The organism is Rhodoferax sp. (assembly GCF_039922535.1).
Taxonomy (GTDB): Bacteria; Pseudomonadota; Gammaproteobacteria; order Burkholderiales; family Burkholderiaceae_C; genus Rhodoferax_B.
Window position 1 is genome coordinate 14,613 of the sequence record NZ_JBDTEM010000349.1, and the last position, 18,944, is coordinate 33,556.

The following is an 18,944-nucleotide window of genomic DNA, read 5'->3' on the forward strand; positions in this document are numbered from 1 at the left end:
GTCCATGCGCCCTATTGGGCCGCCGACACAATCGCCAAAAAGTCTGCCGCCTTAAGCGACGCACCACCGACCAGGCCGCCATCAATATCCGCCTGGGCCAGCAATTGCGCAGCATTGGCCGCATTCATGCTGCCGCCGTACAAAATCTGAATCCGATCGGCCTGGTTGGTGGCCGCGTGGAGCTGGGCGCGCAGCAAAGCATGCACCTGCTGAGCCTGTTCAGGGGTGGCCGTCAGGCCAGTGCCAATCGCCCACACCGGCTCATAGGCCAGCACAATTTCACTGATGCAGTGCCCATTGGTATGCACCACAGCCGCCAGCTGGCGCTTCACCACTTCTTCGGTTTTGCCCGCTTCGCGCTCTGCCAAGGTTTCGCCTACGCAAACGATAGGCGTGATGCCTGCGGCCAGTGCGCTCTCGGTTTTCAAAGCCACGACTGCATCGGTCTCCCCATGGTATTGGCGGCGCTCCGAATGGCCAACGATGGCATAGCGCACGCCGAACTCCTTGAGCATGGCGGTTGAAACTTCGCCTGTGAATGCACCCACCGCATGCTGCGAAACGTCTTGCGCCCCTAAATCAATAGCACCAGACGCAAGTAGCGCCTGCGCCTGCGCCCAATATGGCGCGGAAACACAAACCGCCACGCCACAGTTCGACTGACCCACGCCCGCCAACAATGCTTGCAGCAAAGCTTGGTTGGCAGCCAAGCTGCCATTCATCTTCCAATTACCAACAATCAGTTTTTTCTTCATAGCATTACCATGTCAAAACGATTTTTCCAATGTTTGCACCCGACTCCATCAGAGCGTGCGCCTGGGCGGCACCGCTGAGTGCATCTGAGCCAGCATCCGCAGCAAATACCCGGCACACCACTGGCTTGATACGGGTATCCGCTAGCAAAGGCCAGACCTGCTGTTGCAAAGCCTGCGCAATCGCCGCCTTGAATGCCACAGAACGAACACGCAAGGTAGATCCGGTGACGGTCAAACGCTTGCGCATGACCAAACCCGCATGGACCTCACTATGGGTGCCTCCCTGCACTGCGATGATGACCAAGCGGCCATCTTCTGCCAGGCACTGGATATCGCGTGCCACATAACTACCTGCCACCATGTCGAGTACCACATCCACACCCGCTTGCTGGGTGATGCGCTGAACTTCGTCGACAAAGTCGTGGGTCTTGTAATTGATGGCGTAGTCCGCCCCCAAGGCAAGACAGGCTGCGCATTTTTCATCGCTACCTGCCGTCACCACCACTGTCGCACCCATGGCCTTAGCGAGTTGAATGGCGGTAATACCAATGCCACTGGAACCACCGTGCACCAACAAGGTCTCGCCTTTTTGCAAGCGCCCCCGGTCAAACACGTTGCTCCACACCGTGAAGAAGGTTTCGGGTAAGGATGCCGCTTCGATGTAGCTCAAACCCTGCGGAACAGGCAAACACTGGGCCACAGGAGCAACACACATTTGCGCATACCCGCCACCGGCGACCAAGGCACACACGCGATCACCCACCTGCAAACCAGCACTCGCCATCGCCTCGGCATCGCCCGACACCACCACGCCCGCAACCTCCAACCCTGGAATATCCGAAGCCCCCGCAGGCACAGGGTAGTTGCCCGTTCGCTGGAGCACGTCAGGCCGGTTCACACCACTGGCTGACACGCGAATCAGCAACTCACCCACGCCCGGCACGGGCACAGGACGATCTGCGACGCGCAGTACATCCGGCGCGCCATAAGCGGTGATTTCGATAGCTTTCATAGGTAGGAGGTATTCCATGCTTGCGGCTGCGTCACAGCAGCCGCTGAACGATGGATTTAGCGCTGGGCTTCCGGGTTGTACGCTGGGCGGTCCAGCAAGGCCTTCATGGACAGCTTGATACGGCCTTTTTCATCCGTCTCCATGACCTTGACCTTAACGATCTGGCCTTCGGTTAGGTAGTCAGAGACTTTTTCGACACGCTCGTGGGCGATCTGGCTGATGTGCAACAAACCGTCTTTGCCTGGCAGCAAGTTAACCAGTGCACCGAAGTCCAGAATCTTGGTAATCGGGCCTTCGTAGACCTTGCCAATTTCGACTTCAGCAGTGATCTGCTCGATACGGCGCTTGGCTTCTTCGGCCTTGGCGGGATCGCTCGAAGCGATGGTTATGGTGCCATCTTCTTCGATGTTGATCTGCGTGCCGGTTTCTTCGGTCAGCGCACGGATGACCGCGCCGCCCTTGCCGATCACGTCACGGATTTTGTCCGGATTGATCTTCATGGTGAACAGGCGGGGAGCGAAGGTGGACACTTCGGTCTTGGCTTCGGACATGGCTTCCATCATCTTGTCGAGGATGTGCAAGCGGGCTTCCTTGGCCTGGGCCAATGCGACCTGCATGATCTCTTTGGTGATGCCCTGGATTTTGATGTCCATTTGCAGCGCGGTAATACCGTTGGTGGTGCCGGCAACCTTGAAGTCCATGTCGCCCAGGTGGTCTTCGTCACCCAGAATGTCGGTCAGCACGGCGAAGCGATTGCCATCCTTGATCAGGCCCATGGCGATACCAGCCACGTGGGCCTTCATAGGCACGCCAGCGTCCATTAGCGACAGGCAGCCGCCGCAGACCGAAGCCATCGACGAAGAGCCATTCGACTCGGTGATTTCCGACACCACACGCATGGTGTAAGGGAAGTCTTCCTTGCTAGGCAAAACTGCAACCAAAGCGCGCTTGGCCAGACGGCCGTGGCCGATTTCGCGGCGCTTGGGTGTACCCACGCGGCCGGTTTCGCCGGTGGCGAACGGAGGCATGTTGTAGTGCAGCATGAAGCGGTCTTCGTACTCACCCGCCAGTGCATCGATACGCTGGGCATCGCGCTCAGTGCCCAGAGTGGTGACCACCAAAGCCTGGGTTTCGCCACGGGTGAACAGAGCCGAACCGTGGGTGCGGGGCAGCACGCTGTTGCGGATTTCAATGGCGCGCACCGTGCGGGTGTCGCGGCCGTCGATACGGGGCTCGCCTGCCAGGATCTGGCTACGCACGATCTTGGCTTCGATGTCGAACAGCATGCCTTCCACGGCCACATTGTCGAACGCAGCACCGTCGGCCTTCAAAGCAGCCATGACTTCTGCGTAAACAGCGCGACAGGCTTGGGTACGCGCTTGCTTGTTGCGGATCTGGTAAGCAGCTGCCAGCTTTTCTTCGGCCAATGCCACCACTTTGGCAATCAGCACTTCGTCTTTGGCAGGTGCAGTCCAGTCCCACACGGGCTTGCCAGCGTCGCGAACCAGTTCGTGGATGGCGTTGATGGCGATAACGCCTTGCTCGTGGCCAAATACCACGGCACCCAGCATGATTTCTTCGGATAGTTGCTGCGCTTCCGATTCCACCATCAGCACGGCGGTTTCAGTACCGGCCACCACCAAGTCCATGATGGAATCCTTGCGGGCGGTCTGGCCAGGGTTCAGCACGTATTCGCCATTGATGTAACCCACACGGGCCGCGCCAATCGGGCCGCTGAAGGGGATACCGCTAACCGACAAAGCGGCGCTGGTGGCGATAAGAGCGGCGATGTCGGCATCGACTTCCGGATTCAGCGACAGGGTGTGGATAACCACATGCACTTCGTTGAAGAAACCTTCGGGGAACAGCGGACGGATCGGACGGTCGATCAAGCGGCTGGTCAGCGTTTCAAATTCGCTGGGGCGGCCTTCGCGCTTGAAAAAGCTGCCGGGGATCTTGCCCGCGGCGTAGGTCTTTTCCAGGTAATCGACGGTCAGCGGGAAAAAGTCTTGGCCGGGTTTGCCGACAGTTTTAGCCACCACGGTCGCCAGCACCACGGTGCCGTCCATATCCAACAGCACAGCGCCGGTGGATTGGCGGGCCATTTCGCCGGTTTCCATGGTGACGGTGTTGGCGCCCCACTGGAAGGTCTTGCTTACTTTATTGAACATAGTCATTTTGGGTCTCCTGGGAGGGTTTGCAGTCCATCTACATCACGACGAGACTGGCGAGGGACAAAGAGGGTTCGGCCATACGATGCCATTCCATAAACCGCCAAGGGATGGCTTATGGAATGACACAGCGCGTACGGGGTAAATCGCCTCTCGACTGGAATAAGACTTGCGCGGCACCTGACTCGAGGCCCTTCGGGCCTTCAGGCGGGCGCTGCATAAGTCCTGGGAAAAACAAACAAAAACGCCTGAGCTAGTGAACTAACTCAGGCGCTTGTGCATTGGGAACTGGGATTACTTACGCAGGCCGAGTTTCGCGATCAGAGCGACATAACGCTCGTGGTCCTTGGAGTTCAGGTAGTCCAACAGCTTGCGGCGACGGCTCACCATACGCAGCAGACCGCGGCGACCGTGGTGGTCTTTGGCGTGCAGCTTGAAGTGGGGGGTGAGTTCGTTGATACGGGCGGTCAACAGTGCAACTTGCACTTCTGGGCTACCGGTGTCGGTTGCGCTGCGGGCATTGTCCTTGACGACTTCGGCCTTGATAGAGGATGCGATCATGTTTTATCCATTAAAAGTGACTTGCGTTGGCAGGGGAAATACCCACCAACGTGCGCTTTGCGGTGTGCAAAGCCTTGAAATTATAGCCTGGAACGGTTTAGCTCTCAGAGTTGGCGTGCGCTGAAGGTGTCGCAGGACTTCACTACGCCCGTCTGGTAGCCCGTGTTGAACCAGCGCTGGCGCTGGGCGCTGGTGCCGTGGGTGAAGCTGTCGGGCACCACTTCACCACCGCTGGCGCGCTGCAAAGCGTCATCACCAATCTTGGCGGCGGCGTTCATGGCCGACTCGATATCGCCGTTTTCCAGAATGTGACGCGCATTCTGCGCATGCTTGGCCCATAGACCGGCAAAACAGTCGGCCTGCAGTTCCAGTCGCACGCTCAAAGCGTTGTACTGGGTCTTGCTGACGCGGCTGCGCATGGCATCGACCTTTTCACTGATGCCCATCAGGTTTTGCACGTGGTGACCGACCTCGTGGGCAATCACGTACGCCTCGGCGAACTCGCCGGGAGCACCCAGCTGGTTTTTCAGCGTGTCATAAAAACCCAGGTCGATATAGACCTTTTGGTCGCCGGGGCAGTAAAACGGTCCCATCGCCGCCTGGCCTTGGCCGCACGCGGTGCGGGTAGCGCCACGGAACAGCACCAGCGTCGGGTCTTTGTAGGTACCACCGGCCTTGGCGAACACATCGGTCCAGACATCTTCGGTATCGGCCAGCACGGTGGACACAAATTTGGCCAGTGGGTCGTCCTTGGGTGGCCGGTGCGCGGGTGCCTGCTGCTGTTGCACCTGGGGGGCGCTACCGCCACTCATCAGGCTGATGATGGTCATGGGGTTGATGCCGAATATCCAGCCACCCACCAAAGCAATCACGATGGTGCCGATACCAATGCTGCGCCCGCCCATGATGCCGCCACCCGACGAACCACCGCCGTCGTCATCCCGCCGGTCTTCCACATTGCTGGACTCGCGATTGCCTTCCCATTTCATAGCCACACTCCCATTGATCTAGTCCGGCATGGTACAGCGCCACCAAAACACACAAAATGTCACATTTGAGCAGGTGGGCGGTGTAGGATTCTGCAAGCCACCGACCCGCGTGTTGTATGGGTTCGGGCTGGCATTCGGAACACACTGTATGAAAATGCTGGGCTTCGCCGAAAAACCCACCGTGCTGGTGGTGGACGACACTGCCGACAACCTGACCCTGATGGCGGCGCTGCTCAAGGACACCTACCGTGTCAAGGTAGTTAACCACGGCGAAAAAGGGCTGGCCGTAGCGGCATCCAGCACGCCGCCCGACCTGATTTTGCTCGACATCATGATGCCGCAGATTGACGGCTACGAGGTCTGCCGCCGCCTCAAGGCCAATCCGGCCACTCGCGACATTCCGGTGATCTTTCTCACCGCCAAATCCGACAACGAAGCCGAGGAAAAAGGCTTTGAGCTGGGCGCGGTGGACTACATCACCAAGCCGATTTGCCCGCCGATTCTGCTGGCCCGGGTGCACAACCACATCGCCCTGAACGTGCGCACGGCGATGCTGCATTCGCTGTCCAACAAGCTGTCGCGCTACCTCTCGCCCCAGGTCTACAAAACGATTTTCGAGGGCGACCAGGACGTGTCCATCCAGGCGGTACGCAAGAAGCTCACCATCTTCTTCTCAGATATCAAAGATTTCACCAAGACCTCGGAAGGCATGCAACCCGAGGACCTGACCTACTTTTTGAACAGCTACTTCTCGGAAATGTCGAAGATTGCGCTGGAATTTGGTGCCACCATCGACAAATTCGTCGGCGACGCCATCTTGGTCTTTTTTGGTGACCCCGAGACCCGTGGCGTACAGGAAGATGCCTTGCAGTGCGTGCGCATGGCCGTGGCGATGCAGCGGCGCATGCACCAGTTGCGCGAAATCTGGCGCGACAAGGGCGACCGCCAGCCCTTCCACATCCGCATCGGCATCAATACCGGGTTTTGCCATGTGGGCAACTTTGGCAGTGACCAGCGCATGGACTACACCGTGATCGGCAGCGAGGTGAACTTGGCCGCCCGGCTGGAACAAAACGGCGAACCCGACGGCATCATCATGTCGTACGAAACCTATGCGCTGGTGAAAGACGAGTTTGATGCCCACGAGCGTGAACCCCTGATGGCCAAGGGCGTGTCGCGTGAAATCCGCTGCTTTGTGCTGCGCGACATCCACGCGCCCGATGCCGCCACCACCCTCAATCAGCGCTACCCCGGCCTGCGCCTGTCGGTAGACCTGGACAAGCTCAGCGACGAAAACCGCAGCCGGGCCGTGGCCGACCTGCAAAAGGTCATCGACAGCATCCAGACCACGCCGAAGTAAATGCTATCTAAAAAATAGCTGCCTGCGCAGGTGGCGTCTGCGCCAGAGGCCTAAAAAGCATTCAATTAATTGTCCAGCTTAGGGTCCAGCGCATCGCGCAGTCCATCGCCCAGCAAGTTGAAGGCCAGCACGGTGAAGAAGATGGCCAGGCTGGGGAAGAGCGCGATATGCGGCGCGCTCATCATGTCGGCGCGGGCTTCGTTCAGCATGGCGCCCCACTCCGGCGTGGGCGGCTGCGCGCCCAGGCCTAGAAAGGACAGGCTGGCGGCCGTGATGATAGAGGTGCCGATGCGCATGGTGAAGTACACCACCACCGAGGAAATGGTGGCCGGAAAAATGTGCCGGGTGAGAATGGTCCAGTCGGACGCGCCAATCGAGCGCACGGCTTCGATGTAGGTCAGGTTCTTCACCACCAGGGTGTTGCCACGCACCAGCCGGGCAAAAGCCGGCACGCTGAACACCGCCACGGCAAAAATCACGTTGGCCATGCCGTTACCCAGAATGGCCACGATGCCAATGGCCAGCAAAATGCCGGGAAACGCAAACAGCACGTCCGAGATACGCATCACGATGCGGTCCCACCAGCCCTCGTAATAGCCGGCCAGCAGGCCCAGCACGGTGCCGATCACCGCACCCACTGCCACCGAGATAAAGCCCGCCGCCAGCGAAATGCGCGCACCCATCAGGATGCGGCTGAAGATGTCACGGCCCAGGGCATCCACGCCGAACCAGTGCGCGGCCGACGGCGAAGCATTCAGTGCGTCGTAGTCAAAGAAATTCTCGGCATCAAAGGGCACCAGCCACGGCGCGGCCACCGCCACCACGACCAGCAGCAACACAAACAACCCGGCGACCAAGGCGACATGCTGGCTTTTGAACTTGCGCCAAAACTCGCTCCAGGGCGTGCGCACCTTTTCCATAGTCAAAATAGGCTCTGGCGCAGGTTCTATATGCATAAGCAGCTATTTTATTTGTAGCGAATGGTGGGATTGATGACGGCGTACAGCACATCGACCACCAGGTTGATCAAGATGAATTCCAGCGAAAACAGCAGCACCTCGGCCTGGATCACCGGGAAGTCGCGCATTTCCACCGCGTCCACCAGCAGGCGGCCCATGCCCGGCCAGTTGAACACCTTCTCCACCACGATGGAGCCCCCCAGCAAGAAGCCAAATTGCAACCCCATCATGGTGACCACCGGGATCAGCGCATTGCGCAGGCCGTGCTTGAGCACCACGACCAACTCGTTCAGTCCCTTGGCGCGGGCGGTGCGCACGTAGTCTTCTTTCAGGATGTCGATAAAGGACGAGCGGGTAAACCGCGCCATCACCGCGGCCACACCCGCCCCCAGAGTGAGCGACGGCAGCACGTAATGTTTCCAGGTATCTGCCCCCACCGTAGGCAGCCAACCCAGTTGCACCGAAAACACCTCCATCAGCACCATGCCCAAGGCGAACGACGGGAAGGAGATGCCGGTGATCGCCAGCGTCATGCCCAGGCGGTCGGGCCATTGGTTGCGCCACACGGCAGACACCGTACCAATCACCAGCCCCAGCAGCACCGACCAGCCCATCGCCGCCACGGTGAGCCAAAAGGTGGGCATGAAGCGCTCGGCGATCTCGGTGGACACGGGGCGTTTGCTGCGCAGCGACTGCCCAAAATCACCTTGCACCGCATGGCTGATGAAGCGCCAAAACTGCTGGTGCATCGGCTGATCCAGCCCCAGGTCGTGGCGGATAGTCTGCACGGTTTCAAAATCCGCATCCTGCCCTGCCGCCAGCCGCGCCGGGTCGCCCGGCAGCAGGTGGACGAACAGAAACACCAGCCCCGCCACGATCAGCAAGGTGGGCAGCAGGCCCAGCAGGCGCTTGAGGATGTAATTCAGCATGCGGGCCGAGGGCTACTTCAGTTCGATTTCATCAAAGTTGAACGACTGGTCGGGCATCACGTAAAAGCCGCTGAAGTTCTTGGTACGGGCCGACACCAGTTGCAGCGTGGCCAGGTTGATCCAGGGCGCGTCTTTCCAGATCTGCTGCTGCACTTCGCTGTAAATCTGCGCTTTGGCCGCTGGATTGACCTCTACCAAGGCTTTGGCGATACCTGCATCGACCGCTGCGTTCTTGTAGTAACCGGTGTTGTAAGACTTGGGCGGAAAGGACTCCGAGGCCAACAAGGGGCGCAAAGCCCAGTCGGCCTCGCCGGTGGAGGCCGACCAGCCGATGTACAGCATGCGCATCGGGGCCGTGGCCGGATCTTGCCAGCTCTCGACCTTTTCCACCCGCTGGCCGGACTCCAGCGCCTGCACCTGTACGTTGACGCTGATCACCCGCAGCTGCTGCTGGATGAACTGGATGGCTTTTTGCGAGGTGGTGTCGGTAAAGGCCGACCACAAGGTGCTGTCAAAGCCGTTCGGGTAACCAGCCTCTTTCAGCAGCTCGCGGGCTTTCACCGGGTTGTACGGCCAGGGGCCCAGCTTGGTAGAGAACTGCACGTCCTTGGGGATCACGCCTTCGGCCGGAATGGCGTAGCCGCCGTAGACCACTTTGATCAGCGCGTCTTTGTTGATGGCGTAGTTCAGCGCTACACGGACCTTGGGGTTGTCAAACGGCTTTTGCAGGGTGTTCAAGGCCACAAAGCGGTGCACGATAGACGGCGATACCGTGATCTCCAGATTCGGCTTGCCTTTAAGCAGCGCGACCTGCTCGGCCGGCACCGGGTAGGTGAAGTTGGCCTCGCCGGTTTGCATGATGGCGCTGCGCGAGTTGTTGTCTACCACCGGGCGCCAGGTGATGCTGTCCACCTTGGGGTAGCCCTTGCGCCAGTACCCGGCAAATTTTTCGCCCTTCACATAGTCGGTCTGTTTCCATTCCACAAACTTGAACGGGCCGGTGCCCACCGGGTGCTGGCCAATGTCTTTGCCGTATTTGGCAAGGGCGGCGGGCGAAATGATCACCGCCGACGGATGGGCCAGCGAATTGATGAAGGGCGAAAACGGCTCTTTCAGCGTGAAGCGCACGGTGTTGGCATCCACCGCCTCGGTCTTGGCGATGTTCTTGTACAAGGTGTAGCGCTTGAGCTTGTTGTCGGGGTTGGTGACGCGGTCAAAGTTGAGCTTGACGGCCTCGGCGTTGAAGTCGGTGCCGTCCTGGAACTTGATGCCCTTCTTCAGCACAAAGGTGTAGACCAAGCCGTCTTTGCTGGCCTTGTAGCTATCGGCCAGCACCGGCACCATTTTCATGTTCTTGTCGAAACCCAGCAGCCCCTGGTAGAAAGATTTGGCCACCGCCTGGGAGATGGTGTCGTTGGCATCATATGGGTCCAGCGTGGTGAACGTGCGGTCCACGGCGATCACCGCATCCTTCGCGGCATAGGCATGGGACATAAACGCGGCCGACAAGGCCAGGGCAATAGACAACTTGGTCAGATGGGGTCGCATGCAAGAGCTCCAGTGAGGTTAAAAAGTCCCGATAGTCGGGGAGCAGAAACTAGTAAAGACCCCCTACCGCATGGCGCGCCACGAAGTGGCCGGGGCCGACCTCGACCAGCGGAGCCACTTGCGGCAAGTCGTCCAGGGCGCGGATCGGGCTGGGGATGTCGCCCGTCAGCAGTTCACGTCGATTGTGGCGGCGGGCCGGGTCGGCCACCGGCACGGCGGCCATCAGACGGCGGGTGTAGGCGTGCTGCGGATTCTCGAATACCGCGCGGCGCGGGCCGATCTCGACAATCTGGCCCAGGTACATCACCGCTACCCGGTGGCTGATGCGCTCCACCACCGCCATGTCGTGCGAAATGAACAAAAAGGCGATGCCTGATTCGCGCTGCAAGTCCAACATCAGATTGACGATCTGCGCACGGATGGACACGTCCAGCGCCGAGACCGCCTCGTCGGCCACCACCACCTTGGGGTTCAGCGCCAGCGCCCGGGCAATCGCAATCCGCTGGCGCTGGCCACCCGAGAATTCGTGCGGATAGCGCTGGGCGGCATGGGCGGGCATGCCGACACGGTAGAGCAAAGCGGCCACGCGTTTCTCGGCTTCCGCGCCTTTGGCCACACCGTGCACCAGCAAGGGCTCCATGATGGCGAAGCCCACCGTCAAACGCGGGTCCAGCGAGGCAAAAGGGTCCTGAAAAATAAACTGCACATCGCGGCGCAGGGTTTGCAAGGCCTGGCCTTTTAACGGTGCAATCGCCCGCCCATTCACGTCCACACTGCCCGCATGGAACTCCACCAGCCGCGCTAGCGAGCGCCCGGTGGTGGATTTGCCGCAGCCCGACTCGCCTACCAGGGCCAGCGTCTCGCCGCGTTGCAGGCTAAAACTGACTTGCTCTACCGCATACACCTGGCGGGTCACACGGCCCAGCAGACCGGTGCGCACCGGAAACCGGGTGGTGAGCTTATGCACCTTCAACACCGGCGGCATGTCGTACTGGACGGTATCGCGCTCCGGCCACACCACCGCATCCGGCGCAGCCAGAAGCGGGAATTTGGCCGGTCCGTCGGTGCCTTGCATGGCTCCCAGCGTGGGCACGGCCGCCAGCAGCGCGCGGGTGTAGGGGTGCTGCGGGGCGGCAAACAGGCGCGCGCAGTCACCTTCTTCCACCTTGTCGCCGCGCAGCATGACCAGCACGCGGTCGGCCATCTCGGCCACCACGCCCATGTCGTGGGTGATGAATACCACGCCCATCTGCATCTCGTCCTGCAGCAGGCGGATGAGCGACAGCACCTGGGCCTGGATGGTCACGTCCAGCGCAGTCGTGGGCTCGTCGGCAATCAACAGGCGGGGCTTGCACGCCAAGGCCATGGCAATCATCACCCGCTGGCGCATGCCGCCCGAGAGCTGGTGCGGATAGCGGTCCAGCACATTCCGGGCCTCAGGAATGCGCACCAGGTCCAGCATGCGAAGCGCCTCGGCACGGGCGGCTGCGTGGCCCAGATGCTGGTGCAGCCGGATGGATTCGGCAATTTGCTCGCCCACGGCAAACACCGGGTTCAGCGAGGTCATGGGTTCCTGGAACACCATGGCCATTTCGGCCCCGCGGATGCCGCGCATGGTGGCAGGGCTGGCCTGCGCCAGGTCCAGCGTGCTGCCGTCGCGTCGGTGGAATTGGATGCTGCCACGGGTGATGCGCCCGCCGCCGTTTTCCACCAGCCGCATCAGCGCCAGGGACGATACCGACTTGCCCGAACCCGATTCGCCCACAATCGCCAGCGTTTCGCCCGCGTTGACGTGGAACGACAGGTCGCGCACGGCATCGACCACCCGCTCCTTGGTTTCAAACCGCACGCTCAGGTGCTGCACGTCCAGTACCCGCCGGGCCCCCTCCCCTGGCGCAGCGCTCACGCAGGGGCTCCGAGGCTGGCGCGCAAGACGACCGGTTTGGGCTGCACGGCCCGGGCAGGCCGCACAGGTCTAGCCGGTTTGGGTGGCAAGCTGGTGCTGCTCCAAACCTGGGCACCTTCGACAAATACCTTGAGTTCGCCCGGGGCGAAGCGGTCCCAGGGCTCGTCGGCGGTCAGCGGCTGGGTGGCCACCAGCACCATGCGGTCGCTTTCGCTATTGGCCTGGCGCAGGTCCAGCGTCATGTCGCAGTCGATCAAACGGGCGGTCTGGAACGGGTGCTGGCGCGATACCCAGCTCAGATCGGTCGAGCAATGCGCGTACATGGCCTCGCCGTTGGACAGCAAAAAGTTAAACGTGCCGTGGCTGGCGATGCGGCGCGACAGCTCGGCCAGCACCGGTGCCACCTGCTTCCAGCTCGGCGGGCAGGCACCGCGAAAGGCGCTGCGCAGCTCTTGCAGCATCCAGCAAAAGGCTTTTTCGCTGTCGGTGGTACCCACCGGCAGGTAGTTGCCGCGCAGGTTGGGGTGGTAATTTTTGAGGTCGCCGTTGTGGCAAAACACCCAGTGTTGGCCCAGCCATTCGCGCTGGAACGGGTGGCAGTTGGACAAAGTGACCGCGCCCTGGGTGGCTTTGCGGATATGCGCCAACACCGACTTGGACTTGATCGGGTAGCTACGCACAAAGTCAGCCAGAGCCGAGTCGCTGGCCCGCCCGTCGTCGATAAATACCCGGCAGCCGGTGCGCTCGTGGAAGGCAATGCCCCAGCCGTCAGCATGTTCGCCGGTCTGCCCACCGCGGGCAGAAAAGCCCGCAAACGAGAAGTTGATGCTGGCGCTACTGTTGCAGTTCATGGCGAGCATTTGGCACATGGTGATTTCCTATGGAGTCGCCTACTCTTAACGCAAGAACCAGGCCCTCGCCGACATCAGGCGCGCGGCAAAGTTACGCCGACCTGGCCCTGGTATTTGCCGCCACGGTCTTTGTAGCTCACCTCGCAGACCTCGTCGCTTTCAAAGAACAGCACCTGGGCGCAGCCTTCCCCGGCGTAGATCTTGGCGGGCAGCGGCGTGGTGTTGCTGAATTCCAGGGTCACGTAGCCTTCCCACTCGGGCTCGAACGGGGTCACGTTGACGATGATGCCGCAGCGGGCGTAGGTGCTTTTGCCCAGGCAGATGGTCAGCACATTGCGCGGGATGCGGAAGTATTCGACCGTGCGGGCCAGCGCAAAGCTGTTCGGCGGAATGATGCAGCTGTCGCCCGAGAAGTCGACAAAGCTCTTTTCGTCGAAGTTCTTGGGATCGACCACGGTGCTGTGGATGTTGGTGAAAACCTTGAATTCGGGCGCGCAACGGATATCGTAGCCGTAGCTGCTGGTGCCGTAGCTGATGATCTTGTTGCCGTCGCGTTGGCGGATCTGGCCGGGCTCAAACGGCTCGATCATCCCGGTTTGCTCGGCCATGCGGCGAATCCACTTGTCGCTTTTGATAGTCATTGGGCACTCTTTGAGGTTGGCCGAGATTGTACCGCGCAGACATGCACATCGCTACCAAAGTAATAGCTATATGCACATGCCTTACATGCGCTAACGGTCTATTTGGCTTGAGAAATGACCGTACGCTCCACCGCCCGGTCGTCGGCCAGGACGATCAGGCTGAACAGCAGCTCGTCCAAGCTCTGTGCCCGCGCCGTCTTGCGTGCCAGCAAGGGCGTGGCCTGCGGGTTCAGCACCAAAAAGTCGGCCTCGCAGCCCACCGCCAGGTTGCCCACCACGCCGCCCAGGCCCAGCGCGGCGGCGGCACCTGCCGTGTGCTGCCACCACAGGTTTTGCGGGTTCAGCGACAGGCCGGGTTTGGTCTGGCCTTCACGCCCCACGTAGTAGGCCGCGCGCATGGTGTGGAAGGGGCTGAAGCTGGTGCCGCCACCCACATCGCTGGCCAGGCCGTAGCCAAAACCGATGCGGTCGGCACCTTCGTAGTCAAAAAATCCGCTGCCCAAAAACAAGTTGCTGGTCGGGCTGATGGCGGCCACAGTGCCGCTGTCGCGCATCAGGGCGCGGTCCACATCGTCGAAATGGATACAGTGGGCGTACACGGCGCGCGGGCGCAGCAGGCCGAAATCTTCGTAGACGCTGAGGTAGCTGCGCGCAGCCGGATAAAGATCGCGCACCCAGGCGATCTCGCCCAGGTTCTCGGCCACGTGGGACTGCACCCACACATCGGGGTACTTGCTCGCCAAGACACCGGCACCGCGCAACTGGGCGGCGCTGCTGGTGGGCACAAAGCGCGGCGTAATGGCGTAGCCCAGGCGGTCTACGCCGTGCCAGCGCCGGATCAGCGCCTCGGTGTCGAGCAGGCTTTGCTCGGTGTCGTCGCGCACCCCGTCGGGGGAGTTCTGGTCTTGCAGCACCTTGCCAGTGATCAGACGCATGTGGTTTTTCTGTGCCTCGCTGAACAACGCATTCACCGATGTCGGGTGCGAGGTGGCAAAGGCCAACGCCGTGGTTAGGCCATTGCGCAGCAGCTCTGCTATAAAAAAACTAGCTACTTCCGCAGCATGCTCTTGCGCTGAGAACTGTTTTTCTGCGGGAAAAGTGTAGTTCTCTAGCCAAGGCAGCAGACCGTCGGCGGGCGACCCGATGATGTCGGTCTGTGGGTAGTGGATGTGCATGTCCACAAAGCCCGGTGCCAATATGCGGCCCGGCAGGTGTTCCACCGGCAGACCGGGGTATTTGGGGCCCAGCGTGCGGTACGGGCCGACGGCCTGCACCCGTTGGGTGCCCGACGCATCAGGACCGACCACCAACAGCCCGTCTTCGTCAAAAATAGCCGAGTGGTCGGGGGCGAAACGGAGAATTGCGGCGCGGTAAGCTTTCATAGGGCGATAGCTTACGCATAATTCGGACCATTTCTCACCAGGAATTACGCAAGCACCTCTGTGCGCCCAGAGGGCGACACAGGGGGCGCTGCGTAAGCCCCAATCACTTCTACCTACATGACTGCCCTGCCGCCGATTTCCGCCACGCCCACCCAAGCCGACTGGACCACCGTCCTGGCCAGCCCACCTGCACTTGCCGTACCCTGGGTGCAAACCGCCGCCGCACAGGGCAACGCGGACGCGCAAGCCGTGCTGGGCCAGTGGCTGCTGGACGGCCACGGCATGCCGTGCCATCCCGCCCAGGCCTTGCACTGGTTTCTGCAAGCCGCCGAACAAAGCCACGCCATGGGCATGAACATGGCCGGGCGCTGCCTGGAAAACGGCTGGGGCGCACCCATTGACCTGTTTGCCGCCGTGGCCTGGTACAAAAAAGCCGCCAGCCTGGGCCTGGATGTCGGCCTGTACAACCTGGCCAACCAGCTCGCCGAAGGCAAAAGCGTGCCGCAAGACCACGCCGCCGCGCTGCAGTTGTACCGCCAGGCCGCCGACCAGGGCCACGCCAAATCCATGACCAAAATCGGCCGCTACTACGAGAACGGGCAGGTGGTAGAGAAAGACGAGGAAGCCGCCTTCTTCTGCTACCAGGAAGGGGCCCAGGGCGGTGACTTTCGTGGCCAGTTCAACTACGCGGGCATGCTGGCCGCCCGCGGACGGTTGCCGGAAGCACTGGAGTGGCTGCAAAAAGTACCATTGACCGCTACCCCAGCGTATCTGCGCAAAGTGGGCACGGTGCTGCTGGGGTCGGGCCACCCGGAGTTTCGGCGCGTGGGCCAGCAGATGCTGGACAAGCTGACCTAACACGCACCGTCAGCGCATCTCGCTGGGCGCGTGCCCGGTCCAGGTTTTGAACGCGCGCGAAAAGCTCTTTTCGTTCAAAAAGCCTACCGTGTGCGCAATCTGCTTCACCGGCCAGTCGGTACGGTGCAGCAGGTCCAGAGCGACTTCACGCCGCACCTCGTCGCGCAGCGCCTGCAGCGACACGCCCTCCAACTGCAACTGCCGGTGCAGGCTGCGGGTGGACACGCCCAGCGCCATGGCCAGCGCCTCGGCATTGCGCAGCTCACCCGAGCGGGTGCGCAACAGCGCGCGCACGCTTTGTTGCAGCAGCCGGTCGTGCCGGTACTGCAGCACGGTCAGCGGCAGTGCCCGCTCCAGCATGGCCTGCAGGGCGGATTCGTCGCGGCGCAAGGCCAGGCCCAGATAGCGGGCATCGAAGCGAAAACCCGCCTGCGGCGCGTTGAACACCGTCGGCCCCGGAAAAATCAGCGGGTACACCTGCCCGTGCGCAGGCTCGGGAAACGGGAAAGTGACCCCGCGCAGCGGAATGCGCGAGTCGATCGCCCAGCAGGCGTAGCCGTGCAGGTAGCGCAGGATGGTGACCAGGCAAAACTCGCGCAAGGCGCCAAACGTTTGCTGTTCGGTCAGCGTCACGACGGCCTCATCCCCCTCTATGCGCAGCGCCAGCACCAGGTCGTCCGTCAGCAATCGGTGGTGGCGGCACCAGCGCTTGATCGCCACACCCAAGTTAGGTGCACCCAAGGATGCCCGGCACAGCATGCCGTAACTGCCCCAGGGCAGCTTGCGCGAGAACCAACCCAGGGCTTCGTCGTCCAGTGCACGCATGGCGGCATTGCACAACGTCTCCATCTGCGCTGCGGTGATGCAGGCCAATGGATCAGTCAACAGGGCTGGCGTAATTTGTGCAGCCTGCAAGGCCGGGCCGGGGTCTTGGCGATAGCGCTCGTAGGCCAGCAGAACCGCTTTGACAAAGGCGATGGGTGTTGCCGCACGGGGCGGTGCTGGTGTCGGTAAAGCCATGGTCAAAGCTTAGTTTTATTTGGCACGATTTGCAACCAGATTGGCGCACTTTGCGCGCTTAGGACGGCCACACTGGCATGAAATAGGAGACAACCCATGGCCCATCTGCCCACTTTGGCATTCCACCTTGGCGACACCATCAACATGCTGCGCGACACCGTGCAAAGCTTTGCCACCGCCGAGATTGCCCCGCGCGCCGCCGCCATAGACCACGACAACCAGTTCCCCGCCGACCTGTGGAAAAAGCTGGGCAGCCTGGGCCTGCACGGCATGACCGTGTCGGAGGAATACGGCGGCACCGAGATGGGCTATTTGGCCCACATGGTGGCCATGGAAGAGGTATCGCGCGCTTCTGCCTCGGTGGGCCTGAGCTACGGCGCGCATTCCAACCTGTGCGTCAACCAGTTGCACCGCAACGGCAGCCAAGCCCAAAAAGACCGCTATCTACCCAAGCTGGTCAGCGGCGACCACGTAGGTGCCCTGGCCATGAGCGAGCCCAATGCGGGCTCGGACGTGGTCAGCATGAAATTACGCGCCGACAGACAAGGCGACCGCTATCTGCTCAACGGCTCCAAGATGTGGATCACCAACGGCGGCGACGCCGACACGCTGGTCGTCTATGCCAAGACCGACCTCCACGCGGGTGCCAAAGGCATGACCGCCTTCATCGTCGAAAAAAGCTTCAAAGGCCTCAGTTTCGGCACCAAGCTGGACAAGCTGGGGATGCGCGGCTCCAACACCTACCCGGTGTTTTTCGAAGACTGCGAAGTGCCTGCCGACAACGTGCTGGGCGGCGTGGGCCAGGGCGTCAAAGTGCTGATGTCGGGCCTGGACTACGAGCGCACCGTACTCTGCGGCGGCCCTTTAGGCATCATGGCGGCCTGCATGGACGTGGTGCTGCCCTATGTGCACGACCGCAAGCAGTTCGGCCAAAGCATTGGCGAATTTCAGTTGATGCAGGGCAAGCTGGCCGACATGTACACCACCTGGCAGGCCTGCCGCGCTTACGGCTATGCCGTGGCGGCGGCCTGCGACCGGGCCGACCACACCCGCACGCTGCGCAAGGATGCCGCCGGGGCCATCCTGTACCTGGCCGAAAAAGCCACCTGGATGGCGGGCGAGGCGATCCAGATCCTGGGCGGTAACGGCTATACCAACGAATACCCCACACCCCGCCTGTGGCGCGATGCCAAGCTGTACGAAATCGGTGCGGGCACCAGCGAAATCCGCCGCATGCTGGTTGGCCGCGAGCTGTTTGCAGAAACCATGTGAGGCTTGACACCATGGCACCCACCCCTAGCTACGCCCAAGGCAGCACCGAGGTACCACTGATCGCGCAGACGCTCGGCGCTTTCTTCGACGACATGGTCGCCAGGCAGCCCGGGCGCGAGGCGTTGGTGAGCCGGCACGAAGGCCGCCGCCTCAGCTACCGCGAACTGCAGACTGCATCGAACCGCCTCGCCAGCGCACTGCTGAACCTGGGCCTGGTGCCCGGCGACCGCGTCGGCATCTGGTCGCACAACAACGTGGCCTGGGTGCTGGTACAGATCGCCACCGCCAAGGTCGGCATCATCCTGGTCAACATCAACCCGGCGTACCGCACCTCAGAGCTCGAATACGTGCTCAACAAGGCGGGCATCAAAGCGCTGGTGACGATGGCCCGCTTCAAGACCAGCGACTACCTGGGCATGCTGCGCGAACTGGGGCCTGATCGCCTGCCGCTACTGCGCCACGTCGCGTGGATAGACCGTGAAGCTGAGGCCAATCCGACCGAAATGCCGCCCGACCTGCAGCCCGGAATACAGCGTTTTTCGGCGCTGCTGGCCAGCGGCAACCCCGACGACCCGCGCATCCTGCAGATCGGTAGCACCGTCAAGGCGACCGACCCGGTCAACATCCAGTTCACCAGCGGCACCACGGGCTTTCCGAAGGGTGCCACGCTGACGCACCGCAACATTCTCAACAACGGCTTCTTCATCGGCGAATGCATGCAGCTCACGCC

At 61.4% G+C, this 18,944-nt stretch carries 17 protein-coding genes; 4 read left to right on the forward strand and 13 right to left on the reverse strand.

The features are described from left to right. Positions 1-11: 11 nt before the first annotated feature. The 5 genes from tpiA to ABI213_RS16520 all read right to left on the reverse strand — a co-directional run bounded on the left by tpiA (position 12) and on the right by ABI213_RS16520 (position 5,488). The gene (gene tpiA, locus ABI213_RS16500) at positions 12-755 is read right to left on the reverse strand and encodes a triose-phosphate isomerase (RefSeq protein ID WP_348027909.1); all 744 of its coding nucleotides are present in this window, start codon (positions 753-755) and stop codon (positions 12-14) included. A 4-nt stretch (positions 756-759) separates the two neighbouring features. Beyond that, entirely contained in the window at positions 760-1,767 is a 1,008-nt protein-coding gene (locus ABI213_RS16505; protein WP_348007688.1) for an NAD(P)H-quinone oxidoreductase, read from the reverse strand. 56 nt (positions 1,768-1,823) lie between these two features. Continuing rightward, positions 1,824-3,944 (reverse strand): polyribonucleotide nucleotidyltransferase, encoded by a 2,121-nt coding sequence (gene pnp / locus ABI213_RS16510; RefSeq protein ID WP_348007689.1) that lies wholly within the window; start codon positions 3,942-3,944, stop codon positions 1,824-1,826. A 288-nt stretch (positions 3,945-4,232) separates the two neighbouring features. After that, complete coding sequence (gene rpsO / locus ABI213_RS16515) at positions 4,233-4,499, reverse strand: 30S ribosomal protein S15 (protein WP_295956943.1); 267 nt, start codon at positions 4,497-4,499, stop codon at positions 4,233-4,235. 104 nt (positions 4,500-4,603) lie between these two features. Next, positions 4,604-5,488, reverse strand: a complete 885-nt coding sequence (locus ABI213_RS16520) for a neutral zinc metallopeptidase (protein WP_348007690.1) — start codon at positions 5,486-5,488, stop codon at positions 4,604-4,606. A gap of 148 nt (positions 5,489-5,636) precedes the next feature. On the opposite strand from ABI213_RS16520, the gene ABI213_RS16525 reads away from it, so the two are divergent. Beyond that, complete coding sequence (locus tag ABI213_RS16525; RefSeq protein ID WP_348007691.1) at positions 5,637-6,848, forward strand: adenylate/guanylate cyclase domain-containing protein; 1,212 nt, start codon at positions 5,637-5,639, stop codon at positions 6,846-6,848. Positions 6,849-6,913: 65 nt separating this feature from the next. Here the strand turns inward: ABI213_RS16525 and gsiD are convergent, their stop codons facing one another. The 7 genes from gsiD to guaD all read right to left on the reverse strand — a co-directional run bounded on the left by gsiD (position 6,914) and on the right by guaD (position 15,064). Further along, entirely contained in the window at positions 6,914-7,774 is an 861-nt protein-coding gene (gene gsiD / locus ABI213_RS16530; RefSeq protein WP_348014790.1) for a glutathione ABC transporter permease GsiD, read from the reverse strand. Between the two features lie 41 nt (positions 7,775-7,815). After that, positions 7,816-8,736 carry a glutathione ABC transporter permease GsiC gene (gene gsiC / locus ABI213_RS16535; RefSeq protein ID WP_348007693.1) on the reverse strand — a complete coding sequence of 307 codons (921 nt, stop codon included), beginning with the start codon at positions 8,734-8,736 and terminating at the stop codon, positions 7,816-7,818. 12 nt (positions 8,737-8,748) lie between these two features. After that, positions 8,749-10,284 carry a glutathione ABC transporter substrate-binding protein GsiB gene (gene gsiB / locus ABI213_RS16540; protein ID WP_348007694.1) on the reverse strand — a complete coding sequence of 512 codons (1,536 nt, stop codon included), beginning with the start codon at positions 10,282-10,284 and terminating at the stop codon, positions 8,749-8,751. 49 nt (positions 10,285-10,333) lie between these two features. Continuing rightward, complete coding sequence (locus tag ABI213_RS16545; protein ID WP_348007695.1) at positions 10,334-12,190, reverse strand: dipeptide ABC transporter ATP-binding protein; 1,857 nt, start codon at positions 12,188-12,190, stop codon at positions 10,334-10,336. After that, positions 12,187-13,059 carry a class II glutamine amidotransferase gene (locus ABI213_RS16550; protein ID WP_348007696.1) on the reverse strand — a complete coding sequence of 291 codons (873 nt, stop codon included), beginning with the start codon at positions 13,057-13,059 and terminating at the stop codon, positions 12,187-12,189. Before ABI213_RS16550 ends, ABI213_RS16545 begins: the two co-directional genes overlap by 4 nt. A 56-nt stretch (positions 13,060-13,115) precedes the next feature. Next, entirely contained in the window at positions 13,116-13,682 is a 567-nt protein-coding gene (gene dcd, locus ABI213_RS16555) for a dCTP deaminase (RefSeq protein ID WP_348027910.1), read from the reverse strand. A 98-nt stretch (positions 13,683-13,780) separates the two neighbouring features. After that, on the reverse strand, positions 13,781-15,064 hold the full coding sequence (gene guaD, locus ABI213_RS16560; RefSeq protein ID WP_348005171.1) for a guanine deaminase: 1,284 nt from the start codon (positions 15,062-15,064) through the stop codon (positions 13,781-13,783). A 117-nt stretch (positions 15,065-15,181) separates the two neighbouring features. Between guaD and ABI213_RS16565 the strand changes: the two genes are divergently transcribed. Then, positions 15,182-15,922: a tetratricopeptide repeat protein gene (locus tag ABI213_RS16565; protein ID WP_348005172.1), complete on the forward strand. Its 741-nt coding sequence runs from the start codon at positions 15,182-15,184 to the stop codon at positions 15,920-15,922. Between the two features lie 9 nt (positions 15,923-15,931). Here the strand turns inward: ABI213_RS16565 and ABI213_RS16570 are convergent, their stop codons facing one another. Further along, on the reverse strand, positions 15,932-16,942 hold the full coding sequence (locus ABI213_RS16570; protein ID WP_348005173.1) for an AraC family transcriptional regulator: 1,011 nt from the start codon (positions 16,940-16,942) through the stop codon (positions 15,932-15,934). Positions 16,943-17,038: 96 nt separating this feature from the next. Between ABI213_RS16570 and ABI213_RS16575 the strand changes: the two genes are divergently transcribed. Then, positions 17,039-18,214, forward strand: a complete 1,176-nt coding sequence (locus ABI213_RS16575; RefSeq protein WP_348027911.1) for an isovaleryl-CoA dehydrogenase — start codon at positions 17,039-17,041, stop codon at positions 18,212-18,214. Between the two features lie 11 nt (positions 18,215-18,225). After that, on the forward strand, positions 18,226-18,944 hold a 719-nt coding region (locus tag ABI213_RS16580; protein WP_348027912.1), incomplete at its 3' end, for an AMP-binding protein.

What these genes read in the sequence shown, in the direction of transcription:
- tpiA (WP_348027909.1), bottom strand. Translation starts at nt 755, where the DNA reads ATGAAGAAAAAACTGATTGTTGGTAATTGGAAGATGAATGGCAGCTTG.
- ABI213_RS16505 (WP_348007688.1), bottom strand. Translation starts at nt 1,767, where the DNA reads ATGAAAGCTATCGAAATCACCGCTTATGGCGCGCCGGATGTACTGCGC.
- pnp (WP_348007689.1), bottom strand. Translation starts at nt 3,944, where the DNA reads ATGACTATGTTCAATAAAGTAAGCAAGACCTTCCAGTGGGGCGCCAAC.
- rpsO (WP_295956943.1), bottom strand. Translation starts at nt 4,499, where the DNA reads ATGATCGCATCCTCTATCAAGGCCGAAGTCGTCAAGGACAATGCCCGC.
- ABI213_RS16520 (WP_348007690.1), bottom strand. Translation starts at nt 5,488, where the DNA reads ATGAAATGGGAAGGCAATCGCGAGTCCAGCAATGTGGAAGACCGGCGG.
- ABI213_RS16525 (WP_348007691.1), top strand. Translation starts at nt 5,637, where the DNA reads ATGAAAATGCTGGGCTTCGCCGAAAAACCCACCGTGCTGGTGGTGGAC.
- gsiC (WP_348007693.1), bottom strand. Translation starts at nt 8,736, where the DNA reads ATGCTGAATTACATCCTCAAGCGCCTGCTGGGCCTGCTGCCCACCTTG.
- gsiB (WP_348007694.1), bottom strand. Translation starts at nt 10,284, where the DNA reads ATGCGACCCCATCTGACCAAGTTGTCTATTGCCCTGGCCTTGTCGGCC.
- ABI213_RS16550 (WP_348007696.1), bottom strand. Translation starts at nt 13,059, where the DNA reads ATGTGCCAAATGCTCGCCATGAACTGCAACAGTAGCGCCAGCATCAAC.
- dcd (WP_348027910.1), bottom strand. Translation starts at nt 13,682, where the DNA reads ATGACTATCAAAAGCGACAAGTGGATTCGCCGCATGGCCGAGCAAACC.
- guaD (WP_348005171.1), bottom strand. Translation starts at nt 15,064, where the DNA reads ATGAAAGCTTACCGCGCCGCAATTCTCCGTTTCGCCCCCGACCACTCG.
- ABI213_RS16565 (WP_348005172.1), top strand. Translation starts at nt 15,182, where the DNA reads ATGACTGCCCTGCCGCCGATTTCCGCCACGCCCACCCAAGCCGACTGG.
- ABI213_RS16570 (WP_348005173.1), bottom strand. Translation starts at nt 16,942, where the DNA reads ATGGCTTTACCGACACCAGCACCGCCCCGTGCGGCAACACCCATCGCC.
- ABI213_RS16575 (WP_348027911.1), top strand. Translation starts at nt 17,039, where the DNA reads ATGGCCCATCTGCCCACTTTGGCATTCCACCTTGGCGACACCATCAAC.